The organism is Roseofilum sp. KMC-1 (assembly GCF_057802075.1).
In genome coordinates this window covers 1,066,293-1,083,563 of the sequence record NZ_CM173605.1, presented here as the reverse complement: position 1 = coordinate 1,083,563, position 17,271 = coordinate 1,066,293, and the positions used below count along the sequence as shown (strand labels likewise).

13 protein-coding genes and 1 pseudogene are annotated in these 17,271 nt (G+C 47.2%); 4 read left to right on the top strand and 10 right to left on the bottom strand.

Going from position 1 to position 17,271, the window contains the following annotated elements; all coding sequences use genetic code 11:
* The first annotated feature begins 29 nt into the window (after nucleotides 1-29).
* Nucleotides 30-515 (top strand): hypothetical protein, encoded by a 486-nt coding sequence (locus AC3FZD_RS05155; RefSeq protein ID WP_488739101.1) that lies wholly within the window; start codon nucleotides 30-32, stop codon nucleotides 513-515.
* A gap of 16 nt (nucleotides 516-531) precedes the next feature.
* Here AC3FZD_RS05155 and AC3FZD_RS05150 read toward each other — a convergent pair whose 3' ends face one another.
* The 6 genes from AC3FZD_RS05150 to AC3FZD_RS05125 form a co-directional block, all read right to left on the bottom strand.
* Complete coding sequence (locus AC3FZD_RS05150) at nucleotides 532-735, bottom strand: hypothetical protein (RefSeq protein ID WP_488739100.1); 204 nt, start codon at nucleotides 733-735, stop codon at nucleotides 532-534.
* 333 nt (nucleotides 736-1,068) lie between these two features.
* Nucleotides 1,069-4,659 (bottom strand): chromosome segregation protein SMC, encoded by a 3,591-nt coding sequence (gene smc / locus AC3FZD_RS05145; protein ID WP_488739099.1) that lies wholly within the window; start codon nucleotides 4,657-4,659, stop codon nucleotides 1,069-1,071.
* A 136-nt stretch (nucleotides 4,660-4,795) separates the two neighbouring features.
* Complete coding sequence (locus AC3FZD_RS05140) at nucleotides 4,796-5,062, bottom strand: DUF2283 domain-containing protein (protein ID WP_488739098.1); 267 nt, start codon at nucleotides 5,060-5,062, stop codon at nucleotides 4,796-4,798.
* 225 nt (nucleotides 5,063-5,287) lie between these two features.
* Nucleotides 5,288-5,848: a Uma2 family endonuclease gene (locus AC3FZD_RS05135; protein WP_488739097.1), complete on the bottom strand. Its 561-nt coding sequence runs from the start codon at nucleotides 5,846-5,848 to the stop codon at nucleotides 5,288-5,290.
* A 214-nt stretch (nucleotides 5,849-6,062) separates the two neighbouring features.
* Nucleotides 6,063-7,187, bottom strand: a complete 1,125-nt coding sequence (locus AC3FZD_RS05130; RefSeq protein WP_488739096.1) for an isocitrate/isopropylmalate family dehydrogenase — start codon at nucleotides 7,185-7,187, stop codon at nucleotides 6,063-6,065.
* Nucleotides 7,188-7,296: 109 nt separating this feature from the next.
* Nucleotides 7,297-9,510: a GAF domain-containing protein gene (locus tag AC3FZD_RS05125; protein ID WP_488739095.1), complete on the bottom strand. Its 2,214-nt coding sequence runs from the start codon at nucleotides 9,508-9,510 to the stop codon at nucleotides 7,297-7,299.
* A gap of 188 nt (nucleotides 9,511-9,698) precedes the next feature.
* Here AC3FZD_RS05125 and AC3FZD_RS05120 point away from each other — a divergent pair, with 188 nt between their 5' ends.
* Nucleotides 9,699-11,618, top strand: coding sequence for a tetratricopeptide repeat protein (locus tag AC3FZD_RS05120; RefSeq protein WP_488739094.1), 1,920 nt, complete (start codon nucleotides 9,699-9,701; stop codon nucleotides 11,616-11,618).
* On the opposite strand, the gene AC3FZD_RS05115 is transcribed toward AC3FZD_RS05120, so the two are convergent.
* From AC3FZD_RS05115 to AC3FZD_RS05105, 3 genes are all read right to left on the bottom strand, one after another.
* The gene (locus AC3FZD_RS05115; protein WP_488739093.1) at nucleotides 11,615-11,869 is read right to left on the bottom strand and encodes a FeoC-like transcriptional regulator; all 255 of its coding nucleotides are present in this window, start codon (nucleotides 11,867-11,869) and stop codon (nucleotides 11,615-11,617) included. The genes AC3FZD_RS05120 and AC3FZD_RS05115 overlap by 4 nt on opposite strands.
* Before the next feature lie 77 nt (nucleotides 11,870-11,946).
* Nucleotides 11,947-14,271, bottom strand: coding sequence for a Fe(2+) transporter permease subunit FeoB (gene feoB / locus AC3FZD_RS05110; RefSeq protein ID WP_488740271.1), 2,325 nt, complete (start codon nucleotides 14,269-14,271; stop codon nucleotides 11,947-11,949).
* Between the two features lie 92 nt (nucleotides 14,272-14,363).
* Complete coding sequence (locus AC3FZD_RS05105) at nucleotides 14,364-15,020, bottom strand: FeoA family protein (RefSeq protein ID WP_488739092.1); 657 nt, start codon at nucleotides 15,018-15,020, stop codon at nucleotides 14,364-14,366.
* A 175-nt stretch (nucleotides 15,021-15,195) separates the two neighbouring features.
* Here AC3FZD_RS05105 and AC3FZD_RS05100 point away from each other — a divergent pair.
* A pseudogene (locus tag AC3FZD_RS05100) lies at nucleotides 15,196-15,459 on the top strand (heavy metal translocating P-type ATPase); the annotation flags it as partial.
* A gap of 296 nt (nucleotides 15,460-15,755) precedes the next feature.
* Here the strand turns inward: AC3FZD_RS05100 and AC3FZD_RS05095 are convergent.
* Nucleotides 15,756-16,310, bottom strand: coding sequence for a Uma2 family endonuclease (locus tag AC3FZD_RS05095; RefSeq protein WP_488739091.1), 555 nt, complete (start codon nucleotides 16,308-16,310; stop codon nucleotides 15,756-15,758).
* Between the two features lie 77 nt (nucleotides 16,311-16,387).
* Between AC3FZD_RS05095 and AC3FZD_RS05090 the strand changes: the two genes are divergently transcribed.
* Complete coding sequence (locus AC3FZD_RS05090; RefSeq protein ID WP_488739090.1) at nucleotides 16,388-17,260, top strand: MlaE family lipid ABC transporter permease subunit; 873 nt, start codon at nucleotides 16,388-16,390, stop codon at nucleotides 17,258-17,260.
* Nucleotides 17,261-17,271 lie beyond the last annotated feature (11 nt).

Below are 17,271 nucleotides of genomic sequence, written 5' to 3'. Positions count from 1 at the left end.
CATGACTTCAGAGTGAAAAATCAACGGCTATGTTATATCTTGCCCAGGTACAAAAAGAGCAATTTTTAGGCAAAGCTTATCTTAGGGTTTTAGCCTCTCAAGAGTCTGAAACGACCTGGAAATTGGCTAATCAAGAAGAAATGATTCCTTGTACTGACAGAGAGAATTGGACAGGGAACCCGCTTGTGCTGGTAGAGCTGACGGAAGATCGCGAAATTCTCAGTATTACGGATGCTAAGGACTGGGTACTCCAGTTGATTGACCAGTATTTGTGTGCCGGAATTACGCCAGAGTTCTTGCAAGCTGAAATGGAGAGAGCGGAGCAATGGCGACAAGATCTGACCCTGCAAAGTCAGGAAGTCGCTCGTGGACGACTAGAGGTTGAAGCCCGACATGCCCAATTACAGATTGTGGAAGAGAAACTGAATAAGGAAAAAGTGCAGCTTGAAGAGGAAAAGCAAGAGCTAAAAGCCAAGCTTAAACAGCTAGAAGAAGGGGCAGAAGCTGATTCTTAACTTTCTTGATGTTGACTTATGGGCGCTGACTGGCAAAGGCTAACTGGCGAGACTCTTGTTTGACATTGCCTATCATTGCCGCCTGTTGTAATTGGCGGAAGGCATGGAAATCTTCTTGACCGTAAGGGTTTTGTAGGAGCGATCGCAGTTGATTTTCCGATTCGATGGATAAATAACCGGTGGCTAGTGCTTGCTGAACAACTTGGGAAATGACACTCATAAGACTTATACTCTTGACTCGTTCTTGATTTAGTATCGGGCTAAACCCGAATATGGATTGTGATTTGAGTCTACAATCCTTTGTGAAATTTTTGTGAATGCTTAGTGACGGTTGGTTAATTGGCTAAGGATCGCAGAGATTATTTATTTTTGAATAGGACAAATGTTTGGCTCCGGAAGAAAAAACAAAAACAACCCGAACCTAAACCCTATTTGGAAAATTTTGCTTACACTTTACCCCTCACAACCGAGTAGTAAACTTGGAAAATTCTCTTTGTCTTTTTTATTATAACTCACTCTTGTTACTTTAGTCAAGAAAAAAACTGGATATCACCTAAGAAGCCACCTCATTAGTATTCGTAATGCCCAAAACCTGAGTAAATCCACCCCTCGCTTGAGTCACCCCAATAGTGCGCTCCGAGGCTTCAATCATGGGACGACGGAGACTCACCACGATAAATTGGGCACTACCCAAACTTTGCTTTTTAATCATCTTCGAGAGCCGTTCCACATTCGCCCCATCGAGGAACATATCCACCTCATCGAAGGCATAGAATGGAGAAGGGCGATAGCGCTGGAGGGCAAAAATAAAGCTCAGAGCGGTTAAAGACTTCTCCCCTCCCGACATAGAAGCCAGACGCTGTACCGGTTTCCCTTTGGGATGGGCCACTAAATTCAGTCCGCCATTAAAGGGATCTTGTGGATCGTCGAGTTGCAGATGGCCATCCCCTTCCGAGAGTTCGGCAAAGATCTGCTGGAAGTTTTCATTGACAGCATCAAAAGATTCCATGAATGCTCGATAGCGCAGAGTCGTAAAATTTTCTACCCTGAGCAAAAGCTCTGTGCGTTCTTTCTCTAGAATGGCGAGTTTTTCGCTCAGGCTCTCTAGGCGCTCGGTAGTATGTTCGTATTCTTCTATGGCCAACATATTCACGGGTTCTAAGGCTTGCAATTGTTTTTGCAGTTGGCGCAGGGTTTGTTCGAGTTCCTTCATATTCAGATTTTCGGGAACTTCGGGCAAGGGATCTAGTAACTCCGCTTTCACCTCTTGGATCTGAGTTTGGAGCGTAATCAGATTTTGGCGACGGGTATTTTGATTTTCCGCTAGTTTCTGTTGTTGCCATTGCAGTTGTTGGCGGTTGAGGTGCAGTTGGCGCAAATTTTCCTCCACCGTATCCCGTTGTTGCTTTTCTGCCCCTAGGGTTTCTTCGAGGATCGAGAGTTGCCCTTGAGTTTGGGTCATCTGAGCCTTAATTTCCGCCTGTTGGCGACGGATGCGGGTGTTTTGGCTCATGGTGGTGGCTTCATTCTGCTTGAGTTCGTTGACGCGCTCTAGACTTCGGCGAATTTTCTCATGGGTGCGATCGCGTTTTTTGTCCAATTCCTGTAACTGCTGCTCGCATCCTCTCAGGGCAAGTTCCCGTCGGTCTAATAGACTTTCCTTCTCCCGCAGTTGCCCTTGAATGGCTTGCCATTCCTTCGGGGCTTGATTGTCTTCCAACTGAGCCAGAGACTGGCGATACTCATCGAGTTGCAGCTCATGTTGGGGAATATCCCGGTTGAGAACTTCTAAACGCAGCCGAGTTTGATTTAAGTCTTGCTGAGTTTGTGCCAAGAGTTCGCGAGTGCGATCGCATTGTTGCTGGTCATTTTGGATCTGTTTGCGGCATTGCTCCAGTTGCAATTGTTTTTCCCGGTGCTGACCCCTAGCCTCCATCAACTCCGCAGAGGCTTGTTTAGTGGTGTCTGACAAGCGTCCTAGTTCTACCTCAATTTGAGCCAAAAGTCCGTCAATCTCGCTGATACGCTCTTCTAGCGCCCTCTGCTGGGCTGATTCAGCACTGGCTGCACCCATACCAAAATGAATGCCCGAACGCTGAGGTTGACTGCCTCCGGTCATGGCTCCAGACGCTTCCAGGAGTTCTCCTTCTAGGGTGACCATGCGAAGGTTACCGATATGGGGTTGGGCAGCATTGAGGGTCGCAAAAACGGCTGTGTTGCCGAAGACATAGGCAAAGATCTCTTGATAGCGGGGGTCGCACTCAATCAAGTTTACAGCGTAGTCAATAAAACCTGGACTGCGGTCACTGAGCGGAGTCGAAGTGCGGCGACCGGGGCGGATTTTGTTTAGGGGAAGAAAGGTGGCACGGCCGGCTCGTTTTTGTTTCAGGAGGGCGATGGCCTGTGCTGCAACCCGATCGTCATCGACTACAATATTACCCAACCTTGACCCAGCCGCAGTTTCCAGGGCCAACTGATAGCGAGGCTCGACCTGGCCTAAACTCGCGACTAACCCATGAACTCCGGGAATCTGGGTTTGCATAATCAGTTTACTGGCATAGGTTCCGGCCGCTTCTTGCTGGGCCTGTACTTGTGCTTCGAGTTTATCGAGTTGCCGTTGTTTTTCCCGTTGTTCATTTAGGAGTCGCTTTTGGGTGTGCTGCTGGGTTTGCAGGTCATATTCTGCGGTGGAGAGAGTTTGAGCGATGACCTGGATGCGTTGGGATAACTCAATCACTTGTATTTCTAACCCTGTAGCGCTTTCATGCTGGCTGCTGATATTCGGTTCTAGGGTTGCAATGCGCTGATTCTGTTCTTCTAGGGTACGGGTTAGTTGGGTTTGGCGTTCTGTCAGTTGGGCTTGTTCGCTACGTTGGGGTTCTAGGGTTTTGAGGAGGTTTTCAATATTATGATTCAAGTGGGTTTGGCGATCGACCCATTCTTGGGATGCAGAGGCAATCGCCTGGGCCTGTTCTCGCGTTTCGTTTAAACTGGCCTGGGCCTGGTCTCGGCTATCTTGTAATCTTGATAGAGCCTGAGTTTCGAGATGATGTTGATGTTGGAGCGTTTCCAGGGTTTGCCGGTCTTGGTGAATTTCCTGTTCTGTTTTTTCTCGTTGGTATTTTAACTGTTGTTCCGTACTTTCGAGTTCCTGTTGTCGTGTTTCGAGTTGACTCAGTTGGGCTTGTTGGGTGGCTAAGGTAGACTGGAGGGCTAATAGCTGTTCTTCTCCCAAAGATTTTACCCTGGCATTGAGGCTATCGAGTTCTTCACTGACTTGGGCAATTTGAGTATTGAGCGCTTCTAAGTTATGCTGAAATTCTCCTTGGGTGCGATCGCCTGCTTCAATAGCTTCCCTGAGTTTTCCTTCCTCTGCTCGCAAAGTGCGCCAGCGCAATACAGCTTCCCATTGCTGTTTCTGTAGGAGTTCTGCGCGTAGGGTTTGGTATTTTTCTGCTTTAGTGCGATCTTTCGCCAGGCGATCGCGCTGAGAAATCAATTCCTGTTCTATAATCCGAGAATTCTCCTCCTTCTCTTTAACCTCGGTTAACTTCTCCCTGGCTAAATCAATCTTGCGGTCAAACTGGGCTACCCCTGCCAACTCATCAATAATTTCCCGTCTTGCTTTGGCGTTCATGGAGATAATATTGGTCACATCCCCTTGAAGCACCACATTATAGCCTTCCGGATAAATTCTTAACCGGTTTAAGTTCTCATGTAGCTGAGTTAGGGTACAAGCCTCCCCATTCATATAATAGGTAGAGGTATAGGTTCCGGCTGGGGTCACTCGCAAGCGGCGGGTAATATGCCATTCTGGGTCTAGTTCTATTTCTCCCTCTGGATCTTCCTCCTCTTCCCAGATACTGCGCTTGACATCAGAAACATCCAGGGTAACCGTCACCGTCGCTTCTACCGTCGCTTTGCGTTTCTCTCCCTTGGCATGGTTCACCAGATCCGGCAACCGTTCCGCTCGCATCCCCTTCGAGCTAGATAAGCCCAAACAAAACAGTAGCGCATCCAATATATTAGACTTACCCGATCCATTGGGCCCAGAAATCACCGTAAAACCCGGTAACAACGGTACAGTCGTTGTTCCCCCAAAGGATTTGAAGTTAGTCAGTTGCACGCTCTTAACGTGAACCATAGGAGCGAGTGTTTAGACGGAGTTAGGTTATTTAAACAAGATTAGCGTAGGATCGACGAGAATGGGCAATGGAGGCTCACCCATCCATTGATAAATTGGGCGTGAGTGCGATCGCGTGGAGTTAGAAACCGGGTTTCTATTTTAGTATAGTGGTCTTATCATTTACGAAAGTTGTCAAATTAGCCAGCCTACCTTGAACCGACTCTAGGATGCAATCTCGAATATAGGTACTCGCATTCAGAATTTCTACTCCGATTAACTCGCTCTCTGCATTCAACTCAGCCGTAACATTGGGACTGATCTCAATGCTTCCTGCTTCTAATCCCTCCGAGATCAGTAGGTGGAGAATATCTTCTTCTTTGAAGTAGTGCATCTGGGGAATTTGCTGTTTAATGTCAGACATCAGTAATAAACCGTCCTGTTTTTAATCGTAATAGCGCTCACCAGAAAACCGCAAAATTTCTTCAATCTGGTTGAGATCAAACCCTCTTTGCTCAACCCGGTATAGGAGATAGGAAGTCCAGATAATTTCATACATTTATAAATTGGCTCTAAGTGCGATCGCTATACTTTGTTAGCCCCTCTCCCACGGGAGAGGGGGTTGGGGGTGAGGGCTGCGATCGCCCACTTAATTCAGTTTCAACCAGCCAAAGATCTGCTCTATGGTTAAGTCTAGCTTAATTCCGGTTAGGATTTGGGGGCGATCGCCACCGGTTAGCCATTCCGGTTGTTTATTCGGCTCAAAGACGACGATGGAGCGATCTTGCGGATCGACTAACCAACCCAGTTGACTCCCCGATTGCAAACTATACAGAATTTTCCCCATCACCTGATTGGCGCTTTGTTCTGGGGACAAGATTTCAATCATCCAATCTGGAGGTAAAAGAAAGTCATTGGGAACTTCTCCATCCTCCTCAAACGGGATATTTGACCAGTGAAACACGGCGATATCCGGAACAATAGAGCGATCCCCAAACGAACATCGCAATTCAGGAAAAGCATAAGCAATTTTCTGAGGTTCTGCTTGTTGATTGATCGCGTTGCACAACCTCAGTTGTAATCGACTATGTTTCCCTTTCGGCATCGGTTTTTGGATGATTTCTCCATTGATATATTCGCTCGCAGGTTTCGTTTCTGGGCGCTTGAGAAATTCAGATAAGGTATTGACTGGTAACAGAGTAATCGTCATGGCTCTTTTCCCCTTGTCTCTCATAAACCGTGTTAAGTGCTATATGCTTTTCTCTAGGGAGAGCGTTAATTATTTTTAGTCACCATTTCCATTATAGCGCTTTTCTCCGTTTTGTCAACCCTTAGTTGCCCTCTCTCTCCCCAGGGAGAGAGACTTCTGCCCCCCTTCTCCCACGGGAGAAGGGGCTGGGGGAAGAGGGCAGAGTTTTGCCCTATCAAGTGGACTCTAGAGTAGACCAGACTTCAAGCTTAGTTTTAACTTTGCGAATCACCTCATCGGTAAACTCAGAAGTTGTCATTTGTCCCCCTAAATCTGGGGTAGCTTTACCTTCATAAATCGCTTCAAATACCGACTCATAAATTGAGCGGGAGGCGCGATGAAATTCCGTTTCGCTGACGCGATTACCAGCCGGAGTTTTCACATAAGTGAGGAGGGCAGCACCGGCCAAAATCATCGCCATAGGATTAGCAATATTTTTGCCATAGAGGGCGGGGGCTGTACCATGGGGCGCTTCTGCCATCACCGTTTTTACCTGCAAGGTATCGGCATCAAAACCCATGACTAAACTTTCCGAACCCGCAATACTGCCATACATTTGTAACACCATATCCGAGAGTAAATCCCCATCCCGATTGAGAGCGGGTATAACCAAGGCTTCGCCACTATTTTGCAGCAGCAAAGCAAACGTCGCATCAATCAGCAGGGGTTGATAAGCGACTTCCGGATAGCGATGGCTGGCGGCATCGAGTTCTTCCTTAAACATCCCTTCATAGATAGCACTAACCGTGAATTTTGGCCCGCCAAAGACTTTCGCCCCCGTCCGCTTGGCATGGGTAAACGTAAACTCAGCTACTGTTCGGCAAATGGAACGACTAATCTTAGAGGTACGCCAGGCAATTTCATCGCCGCTTTCCGTAGTTTCTCGCCATTCCTTCGCACCATAGGCATCATCTACAGCCATGCGAACGATAGTAATGGGTGCATGAACTCCACCTACGGGTCGAATTTGGGGAATGCGTCGCCCTGTTCGTAAAATCACCGAAGCACCCAAGGCTTCTCGCAAGATAGCATTGGGGCTACCCACATCACCGGGAATTTCCGGAGTAATGGTAGCTGCTTTCAATGCCAGTCCAGTTTTACAGGCAATGGTAGCAGCATCCCAAACCACCTGATTATTTGTTGCTCGTCGATTTTCTAAACTCAAGTCGTAATCGATAAATTCCAGGGGTTGGCGAATGACTGAAGGGTGCAAAACTCGTAGAGCTTCGGCTAGAAGTTCCTCTCCGGTTTGATCGCCATGCATGACGACAACGGTGGGTATGGGTTGTTGAGCTGACATCACCAAGGGTCAATCCTTGAACGGGTTTACTGCGATCATTGTCGTTCATGGGCGATCGCCCATGTTGTACAGTTAACTACTAAATTAACCTCAAAGACACAAAGGATAACTATTCCGGTAAAACTTGGACTTTAGCATAGCGCAGCCCATCGACCCCTTGCAGGGGAGCCACAGAACCGGATAGGATTTCTGGAGCGATCCAGCCTTCGCGCTGGAGATAATCGAGATAATGTTCGTATTCTTTCCACTCATCATCCGTAGAATAGACCAGGGTGAGCATTCCAGGGGTAGTAATGCGATCGCCGGTTTCCAGATCCACTCCTTTATCAATGCGTTTTTTCACGATTTCATAGCGAGTATCTCGACTGCCTTGGACATCAAAGATTTTTTCCGTATTCTCATCATGAAAAATATCGATGGTCACATCTTGTACTAACACCAGATGGGTTAAGAGTAAGGGGATTTTCTCCACTTCATGGAGTTTAATCCCGGTGCGAGCGGCATCGCACAGGGCACAAAGTTGCTCATAGCGCAGGCTATGTAAATGAAAGGGGGTAAAGCTATGGTGAATCGATTTGCCCACATAAATCATATGATCGATGCCATCGGTCGATTCGAGATCGCAATAGTGGGGAATAATGGCTTGCATTCGCTTTTGCCAATGTTCCCAAGTTTTCAGTAAATGCTCATTAATGCGATCGATCATGCAATCGTAGGCTTTACGGGCAGTATCTACGGAGTGGCGATCGTTATCAGAACATTGGCGATAGTATGCTACCGCTTTTTGCGCCAGTTCTCCACATTGACAAAAGTAGTCAAAATAAATTTCAAAATGGTCTTGAAGATACTGAACTGCTGTCACTTCCGAATCAACGGTTACTTTCTCTTCAATGCGCTTTTTATAATTTTCTAAGTCAATTTTTATTTGCCGGATAAAGCGATTTTCTTGATAAGATTCTACGGCTTCTAAGATAGCTAATCCTAATTGAAACTGTTCAACTAAATCCGTTTGAATGGCTCGATTTCGCTCATGAGAAGAACCGCGAATATCAGAAATCCCAAACAAGGGATAAACCTTTTCACAGACAATGGGAGCGGGTTCAAAGCCCCAACTGCGCCGTTCTGCTTCCTGGGTAAAGCGCCAAGCCACTGCTGGATGGATGGGATTTAACTGATTGTGGTTGGTTTGCCGCATGGCGCAAGCAAAGGCAGGGATTAGCTCTTGGGCGTAACGGCAATCTTGGGCCGTAAAATTATGGGGGCGATCGCTAATTAACCCAATCAGTCTTAACATTTCCGGATGATGCCCCTGTTGCTCATAATCCCATCTTAGGGGAATCAGCAAAAGAGAGCGTACCCCTTCCTCCCAGAGAGTGCGCTCGCATTGGCTGTGACTTTGAGCATTAATTTCCCCCACCCGCAACACTTGATTCTGTTCTAGAGCCGTTAGAAAATGGGGATTATCCAGCTCTTCCCTAGGAAATAGATAACTTTCCACCGTTCCACAGGCTTTACCCACCAAGAATCGCACTTGATTCATATCTGCATTTAAGATCATGAAATGGCTGGCGCGGAATAACACCTGAAGTTGGTAATTAATCAATTGCAGCTTATTACCTTCTAACAGAGAATCCGGGCTAGTCAACAGTTGAACTAAGCGGTGTTTTTGTTCTGTTTGAGTAACTTCAATCCCCTCAATAATCAATTCTCCACTAACACTATAATTTTCCAGCCATTGCAGATCCTTAAATCGATCTTCTCCCATCAATCGGCGACTAAATACAGTCCATTCATCCAATTTCGGATGCATACCACTAATTTTCAACCCTTCAGAATTCAACCACAGTTGCAACCAACCGGGAGGTTGAGAAGGGCGGTTAAATTGAATGACAACCGGTGTATTAACGATCTGCTCTAGCTCTCGAATCTGATCCTGAAGGCGATCGAGTTCGCCAGTATTACTGAGGTTACTGGGCAGTTGTTTAAGTAACTGAGAGAGCAGCAGCGCCAGCAAGTGGCAAGAATAATGATGTTGGAGGGTGGCATATTCAGAAGGGGGCAACCCATCAAAAAATGGACGACCATAATATTCTGTCGGGTTTTCTGAGGCATTCAAACCCAAACTGTTGGCAAATGCAGAATTAAATCCATGGAGTAGCCAATTTTGTAAATGGGCAGATTGATGTCCCCCGCAGTGCAGCACCGCTAACATCACCCGTTTAGAGAGGGTTTCATAGGGAGATAAACGATCCTCTAAAGAAACGGAAGACATCGAATTCTGGAAAGGTTGATCGACTAGAGTCATATGAGTCAGTTCCTGCATTGGTTTATCGCACCCTAACTTCAATCCTAATCTTTACCCGGATTAAGCATCTTAATCTGGTATTACGATTTAGGCGAGTTAATTCTGCTATTCCTATAGCTCTGTTATGAGTTTAACTGCTGATGAGTGGATAGTGGAGAGCCGGTAGTGATTTCAGGCTTAATTGTATGGGGATTCCTTTAAAATCTATGCGTGTTACACCCTTTTATCTCTGGCTGTTGGTGAGTTTAGCGTCATTTAATTTGATGGCAGTGGCTTATGGGGCAAATCCTTCAGAAGTGAGGGTTACCCAAGCTAAACTTCAGGCTCAAGCGCAACCGAAACCTGCCCCTGCTGCTCCCCAGGGCAATAGTGGGTTATCGGAACAGGATTTAAACACCCTCAAGGAAGTGATTGAGCAGACGGTGGAGCAGACGGTGAATGAGAAGTTCGCCCAAGAGCGAGCGAGACAGGAAATTGAGTTGCAAGCAAGATTGTCAGAGGTGGATGATATTCGATCGCGCCTAAATCAGTTGATGCTGCTCATGGTTCTCTTTATTGGTGGAACCGTGGTGTTGTTGCGCTTGATGCGAAGCAGCATGATTAAGCAAATCGTTACCGAGGTGAATCGCCGGTTTGAGGATCTCAATCAGTCAGAAGGTCATTTGCAACAGTATACGGATATGGCTCGCCAGTTGGTTGAGGATTTGACTGCTCAAATTGAAGCGGCAAAAACTGAGCGTCAACGGGGATACCAGCATGTCAATCAAGAAGTTTTGGAGTTAAAAGACTCTGCTGGAGCGCTTCGAGAAGTGCGCCAACAGTTGGTGAAACAACTGCAAGGGTTGGGAGAAGATCTGCAAACTGAGTTGAGTAAAATTCGTCAGGTGGTGAAACCTGCTCCTGTGTCTAAAGGGGTGTCTGGGATTTCAGAAATTGATTTTTTAGAGGACTTAGTGGAGTTGGATGAGGAAGAAGAGAATCCTTTATCCTTTGATTTAGAGAAGTTAGATGAAAACCAGCTTTTTGTCACTGCCCAAGAGTGTGTGGATCAGGGAAATTTATTGGCAGATGAGGGGTTATATGAGGAAGCTGTGGCTCTTTACGATCAGGTTCTGGAAAGTCAACCTCAGTCTTTTGAAGCGTGGTATGAGCGGGGAAAGACGTTAGTGAAGTTGCATCGCTATGAGGAGGCATTGGATTGTTACGAGCGGGCGTTGTTTTTAGAGCCGGAGAATGCTGAAGTATGGTATCACAAGGGGTTGGTGTTGAGGGTGACCGATCGCCCCTTAGAAGCGTTAGAATCCTTCGATCGCGCTCTAGAATTGAACCCGGAAGGGGCAGAAATTTGGTATTGTCGAGGCAATACGCTGCTGAAGTTAGAGCGCCATTGGGAAGCGATAGAAGCTTATGAGCAGGCGATTTCCTTGCAACCGGAAGATACGGAAGCTTGGCATAACCAGGGAGTAGCGCGGGAAAAGTTGGGTCAGTTTGAGGAGGCGATCGCCTGTTACGATCGGGTAATTGCTTTAGATGGAGATAAACTTGAAGCTTGGTTTCATCGCGGCAATGCTCTAGAGAAAGGAGAAAAGTATGCAGAGGCGATCGAAGCCTACGATCGCGCAATCACCCTTTCTGAAGAGCGAGAAAATCCGCCAGAAAAGATGCTCTTAAGTGCCCTTTGGTTTAATCGAGGCACAACCTTAGCCCACTTAAAAGAGTATGAGCGAGGTTTAGAATCCTACGATCGCGCTTTGCAGCTCAACCCTAACGATCCGCAAATTTGGAGGGCACGAGGAGAAATGCTAGAGCGGATTCAACGCTATGAAGAAGCTGTTGATGCTTACGATCGGGTATTAACCCTAGAGCCAAATCATCATCAAGCTTGGCGACATCGGGGCATTTTATTAGAAAAATTGCGCCGTTTTGAAGAGGCAATTTCTTCTTACGATCGGGCGATTCAGTTGGAAGGTAATGATTATGAAGCTTGGCGGGGAAAGGGGACAGCTTTAGCGGAATTACAGCGCTATCAAGAGGCGATATCCTGTTTTAGCCAAGCCTTACAAATTCAACAAAATTTGGGCATTAAACCTACAGAAGAGGAGATTGTACAGCAGTCTATTCATTAATTCGGGTAGGGTGCGTTCTTCAGTGATTCCCCTTTGCCCACCCATTCGTAAACTTCAAAGGCTGCTGTATCGCAATGGGTGCAGCCCCCACATTTTTTGCTCTCTAGGTTTACTGGGCGCACTCTTCCTTTATGGACTAATTTGTTAAGCATCCCCCGGAGAGCGTCAGGATGGCTGCGAAAGTGGGTTTGCAGTTCGGCTAGAGAAGCTTTTTGTTTTCGAGCGATATAGGTTTGGAGTTCTAAAATCATGATTTTAAGGGGAATGGGGGAATGGGGGAATGGGGAACAGGAAAGCGTCCTATTCCTCTATCCTCTAGATGGGGTTTTCAGACTGACGGTGTGGCTCTGAGCTGGGGATGGAGCATTTTTAGAGTGAAGAAGACACCAACACTAATAGCAACCATACCTACTAGCCATAAACTAGAGAAGAGGGGATGCAGATTCCATTGGGTGATTTGATAGAAACTGGTGGCGACTAAATAGGCTAAACCGGTTGTCCAGGAACCGACAAAGACTGTCCATCTTAAGTTGGTTTCCCGATAAACGGCTGCGGTAGCAGAGACACAGGGAAAATAGAGCAGGACAAATAGGAGGTAAGCATAGGCTCCGGCTTGACCATCAAAGCGTTGCACCATGGCTCCAAATGTGCCTAAGTTGACTTCTTGTTCTGTGGAAGCGGTTTCTATGTCTGTGGTGTCGCCAATGTTTAATCCTAGGGGATCGAGTAAGGTACTGGGGAGTTCGGCTAAGTTGGCGGGAATGGTGGCGAAGGCTTCTTGAAGACCTCCCCAGAGACTAAAGTCGTTATCTTCTTGGGCTAATTCTGGATTATCGCTAATTGCCAATTGCCCGTAGACTGAATCGAGTGTGCCCACCATGGCTTCTTTGGCAAATACACCGGTAAAGATGCCGACGGTAGCGGGCCAATTTTCTTGGGTAATGCCCATGGGCGCAAATACGGGGGTAACAGATTGACTGGCAATACTGAGAACGGATTGATCGCTATCTTGATTACCAAATGATCCATCGGTTCCTAAAGAGTTGAGTAATCCGAGGATGGTAACCATGATAATAATGACTTTCCCGGCTTTTAGGAGAAAGGCTTGCAGCCGATCCCAAGTTCGCAAGAATACTCCTTTGAGTCGAGGAATATGGTAGGGGGGAAGCTCCATGACAAAGGGGGAAATGTCACCTTTGAGTATGGTGTTTTTCATCACTAGCCCGGTGAGGATGGCAAAGGCAATGCCGAGTAGATAGAGGCTAAAGACGATGTTTTGGCCGCCGATGGGAAAGAAGGCGGCGGCAAAGAGGGCGTAGACGGGAAGCCTTGCCCCACAGGACATGAAGGGGTTCATGAGGATGGTCATGAGGCGATCGCGGGAATTTTCTAGGGTGCGGGTGGCCATAATTGCGGGTACGTTACAGCCAAAGCCGACTAACATCGGGACAAAGGATTTTCCGGGTAAGCCGACAAACCGCATCATCCGATCCATGACAAAGGCGGCTCTTGCCATATATCCGGAGTCTTCGAGTATGGATAAGAACAGGAACATGAAGGCAATTACGGGAATAAAGGTGGCGACGGTTTGCACGCCACCGCCTGCGCCGTCGGCTAAGAGGGCGATCGCCCATCCAGGGAAGTTGAGGCTTTCCAGCAGTTGCCCAAACCCGTCTACAAAGATTGTCCCGGCGGCAATGTCAAAGAAGTCAATAAAGGCACTGCCGACGTTAATGGTAAATAGGAACATTAAGTACATGATGCCGAAGAAGATGGGAATGCCGAGCCAACGGTTGAGGACGATGGCATCGATCTTATCGCTCATGGACTGACTGACTTCTTGGGTGTGTTGACTGGCTTCTTGGGTTACGCTTTGAATAAAGCTATAGCGACTATCGGCAATTAAAATATCAATGTCTTCTCCTAGGACTTGGTGAATGGTACGCCGATGTTTGGCAATTAGGTTTGTGAATTCTGGAGTAACGATTTCACCTGCTCCGCGTTGATCGTATTGCAGGAGGTTTAGAGCTGTCCAGCGAGGTTCGACGATACGATTGGTTGTGTTTTCAGTCAGGTAGGGGACGATTTCGGCTAGGGCATCTTCGATGACGGCTGGGTAGCCGACATAACTGGGAGAATGGGTTAAGTTTTCTAGGATTTGAGCGACTAAGTTGACTAAGGGCTTGATGCCTTGGCGATCGGTGGCAATAATGGGAATTACGGGAGAACCTAACCTGTGGGCTAATTGGTCTACATTAAGGTCTATGCCTCGCTTCTGGGCAATATCCATCATATTCAGGGCAATGACCATGGGTAGGCGCATTTCCATTAACTGGGTGGTGAGATAAAGATTGCGCTCTAGGTTGGAGGCATCGATAATGTTAATCACCAGTTGGGCTTCCCCAGAGAGCAGGTAATCTCGTGCGACTAGCTCATCCATGCCGGTTGCACTTTCTTCGGCATCCAGGGAATAGACCCCTGGTAAATCTACGAGGGTAATGGTTGATTCATGGATTTTAAACTGCCCTTCTTTGCGATCGACGGTCACTCCTGGCCAGTTTCCTGTGCGTTGGTTGGCTCCAGTGAGGGCGTTAAAGAGGGTGGTTTTTCCGCAGTTGGGATTACCAATTAAGGCAACAATGGGTTTGAGCATCTTCAATGTGGGGGAATGGGGGATTAGGGGAATGGGGGAATGGGGGAATGGGGGATCGCCCATGACTCATTACTCATTACCAGCGTAAAGTGCTATACGCTTTCCACTTGTAGGGCTTCGGCTTCTTGTTTGCGTACACTTAAATTAAAGCCTCGCAACTGAATGGCTACGGGATCGCCCAAGGGAGCAACGCGAACGACGGTAAATTCTGTTCCTGGGGTGAGTCCCATGGAGAGGAGTTTGCTTTTGTAGGCGCGATGGGTGTTTTCGTAGCCGATGATGCGCCCTTTTTCGCCTACACTCAGGTCTCCTAAATGGAGTGTGGAGGTTGAGTTTTCCATATCTAGATTGGGGTGTAAGGATGGGTTGGTTTCGCTGACGAGGACTCGTGAGGCTAGACCTGCGCCTAAGCCTAATCGGTTATTGGCGATCGCCACGACTACTGAGCCACTGCCTTGACGACTGAGAATTTGGAGCTGAGATCCTGGGGTAATTCCCATGGCGAGTAGGCGAGAGATTCCCCCTTTTCCCTGAAATCCCCTCACCCATACCTGTTTTCCGGGTTGTCCTTGACTGAGCAAAAACCCGTTGGTTTCGACTATTTCTGATTCTGCTGGTGCTTCTTGGCTGTCACTGACTCCGAGATAGTCGTAATGACCGTGATGATGTTGTCCTCGCCCTGGGGGGCGATCGGGGCGCTTATTCCCACCCCATCCTTTGATCCAACCTAAAACTTGACTGTGGTTCATGAGAGTTGCTAATTATTCTCATTTATAAGGTAATATCAGTTTACTCTTGTCTAGCTAGATTAGCAACAATATTAAGTTTATTAGCAGTAAGATGAAAAAGATTAACTTTTTATTGAGAAATCTTTTTGTTTCTATCGGCTGTAGTAGACTAATGCTGAATCGTCTAGGCCCTTAACTCCAAAAGGCTCCTGTCCATGATACCCGCATGGCTAACTATGCGGAAAAAATCGCCGATCGCCTAATTTGGCCCTCCCTGTTTCTTGCTGCTCTCGTCTGGCTCACTACTGGCGATCCCTCTAGGGCAGCCGCCATCTTAACCCTAGACTTTGTAACCGGTATTCGTGTTTCCATTCCCACGGCTTTTTTAGGGGCCTTAAACCATACCACTCGCCATGGCATTCTGGTTCGTAGTGGTCGCACCTTAGAGCAACTGGCGGAAGCTTTCCCCGATGATAAGGCTCGTATTCTGCGAGATTTACACCGTTCGGGGTGGACTGTGGCCTTTGTGGGAGATGGCTTAAATAGTCTGCGTCCCTTGGTTGAGCATCAGATGACCCTTCCCAGTTCATCGGATTTCATCAAATAGAGTCTCCCCTCTAATTGCGATTTTTTATAAATAAAGACCTATCTTTAAGATTGTTAATAATTATTCTCATTAATATCTGAAATCCTGCTAGGCTATATAAAGAACTTAACCCTTCTGAAGATGGGGGAGGGGGGATTTACTGTGGGAAATTATGCCAAAATTTCTGCAACCGCAAACTGGATATCGGGAAATAATTGCACCGAAATTTCTCCCTCTTCTAAGCGTTGAACCTGCTGATAGCCTTCTGGAGTCGGTTGGCGATAGATTTCTAAACACTGTTCGGGAATATTGAGCAGCCAAACTTCGGGAATTTGGGCTTGTGCATACAGGGGAATTTTGATTTCGCGATCGCCCCGAAGTGTGGTATCTGCTACTTCTACCAGTAAAAATATATCCTCCGGTTGTGGATGTCCACCCCGATAAAAATCCGCACGGGGACGCAATAAGGATAAATCTGGTTCTGGCTCAGAAGTATTATCTAACACAATTGGATTTTGTCCTCTTACCCATACCCGTTCGCCTAATTGCAATAAAAATAACCGAGTCAGGCGATCGACGTAAGAGGCATGAATTGGGCCAATAGGTGACATTTGAATAATTTCTCCTCGGATTAATTCTGTGCGATCGCTCTCAGGTAAAATCCCAGTTGTACCCATCTTCTGATACTCGTCTACCGTAAATAACCGCTTCAATAGGACTGACATGGCTCTCTCCTATAAACTCAATCTCAGGCTAAACCCATGTCCTATTTTACTAGGAATGAGGGGCATCGGCTGAACTCATGAGTCATGAGTCATTACTCATAACTGATGAGAGCGCTGTATCCTATAAGTGTTGTAGTCTTAACCCGGAAGTAGCTTTGAGTCAACCCAAACTCTTGCAGAGCGGCACACCTTTCTATCGCCCCCTAGCCGCTATCCTGTTGGGGGGACAGGCGATCGCCCATATCCTAGCTGGAAACATTCACCGCCGAAATACCCTAGAGCAGATGATCAATGTCGGGCCAGCTTCCCTGGCGATCGCCGTCATGACTGCCATTAGCGTCGGTTTTGTCTTCACCATCCAAGTCTCCCGTGAATTTATCAACTTTGGAGCCACTGCTGCTGTTGGTGGAGTTCTCTCCCTCGCCCTCGCTAGGGAACTCTCCCCCGTTCTCACGGCTGTCGTTGTGGCTGGGCGCGTCAGTTCTGCCTTTGCTGCTGAAATTGGAACGATGCAAGTGACCGAACAAATCGATGCTCTCTACATGCTCAAAACTGACCCCATTGATTACCTGGTCATTCCTCGATTAGTTGCCTGTTGTTTAATGCTGCCCCTTCTGAGTTTGATTGCGCTGGTGGCGGGTATTGGCTCCGGTTTATTCATTGCCGAAGCGCAATACCAGATTCCCTACTCGGTCTTTCTCTCCTCAGTGCAAAGCTTTATGACTCCCTGGGATGTCTGTAGCTCTGTGATTAAATCCTTTATTTTTGGCGCTCTAATTGCGGTCATTGGTTGTAGTTGGGGACTGACGACTACAGGCGGTGCAAAGGGTGTGGGTAAATCGACTACCACCGCCGTAGTTATTTCTCTGCTTTCTATTTTTATGACCGATTTTGTCCTTTCTTGGATCATGTTCCAAGGTATGGGCACGTCCTCGATTCAAGGGGTGTAGAAATCTTACCC

Coding starts and splice junctions, on each gene's coding strand:
- AC3FZD_RS05155 (WP_488739101.1), top strand. CDS start 30: ATGTTATATCTTGCCCAGGTACAAAAAGAGCAATTTTTAGGCAAAGCT.
- AC3FZD_RS05150 (WP_488739100.1), bottom strand. CDS start 735: ATGAGTGTCATTTCCCAAGTTGTTCAGCAAGCACTAGCCACCGGTTAT.
- smc (WP_488739099.1), bottom strand. CDS start 4,659: ATGGTTCACGTTAAGAGCGTGCAACTGACTAACTTCAAATCCTTTGGG.
- AC3FZD_RS05140 (WP_488739098.1), bottom strand. CDS start 5,062: ATGTCTGACATTAAACAGCAAATTCCCCAGATGCACTACTTCAAAGAA.
- AC3FZD_RS05135 (WP_488739097.1), bottom strand. CDS start 5,848: ATGACGATTACTCTGTTACCAGTCAATACCTTATCTGAATTTCTCAAG.
- AC3FZD_RS05130 (WP_488739096.1), bottom strand. CDS start 7,187: ATGTCAGCTCAACAACCCATACCCACCGTTGTCGTCATGCATGGCGAT.
- AC3FZD_RS05125 (WP_488739095.1), bottom strand. CDS start 9,510: ATGCAGGAACTGACTCATATGACTCTAGTCGATCAACCTTTCCAGAAT.
- AC3FZD_RS05120 (WP_488739094.1), top strand. CDS start 9,699: ATGCGTGTTACACCCTTTTATCTCTGGCTGTTGGTGAGTTTAGCGTCA.
- AC3FZD_RS05115 (WP_488739093.1), bottom strand. CDS start 11,869: ATGATTTTAGAACTCCAAACCTATATCGCTCGAAAACAAAAAGCTTCT.
- feoB (WP_488740271.1), bottom strand. CDS start 14,271: ATGCTCAAACCCATTGTTGCCTTAATTGGTAATCCCAACTGCGGAAAA.
- AC3FZD_RS05105 (WP_488739092.1), bottom strand. CDS start 15,020: ATGAACCACAGTCAAGTTTTAGGTTGGATCAAAGGATGGGGTGGGAAT.
- AC3FZD_RS05095 (WP_488739091.1), bottom strand. CDS start 16,310: ATGTCAGTCCTATTGAAGCGGTTATTTACGGTAGACGAGTATCAGAAG.
- AC3FZD_RS05090 (WP_488739090.1), top strand. CDS start 16,388: ATGAGTCATGAGTCATTACTCATAACTGATGAGAGCGCTGTATCCTAT.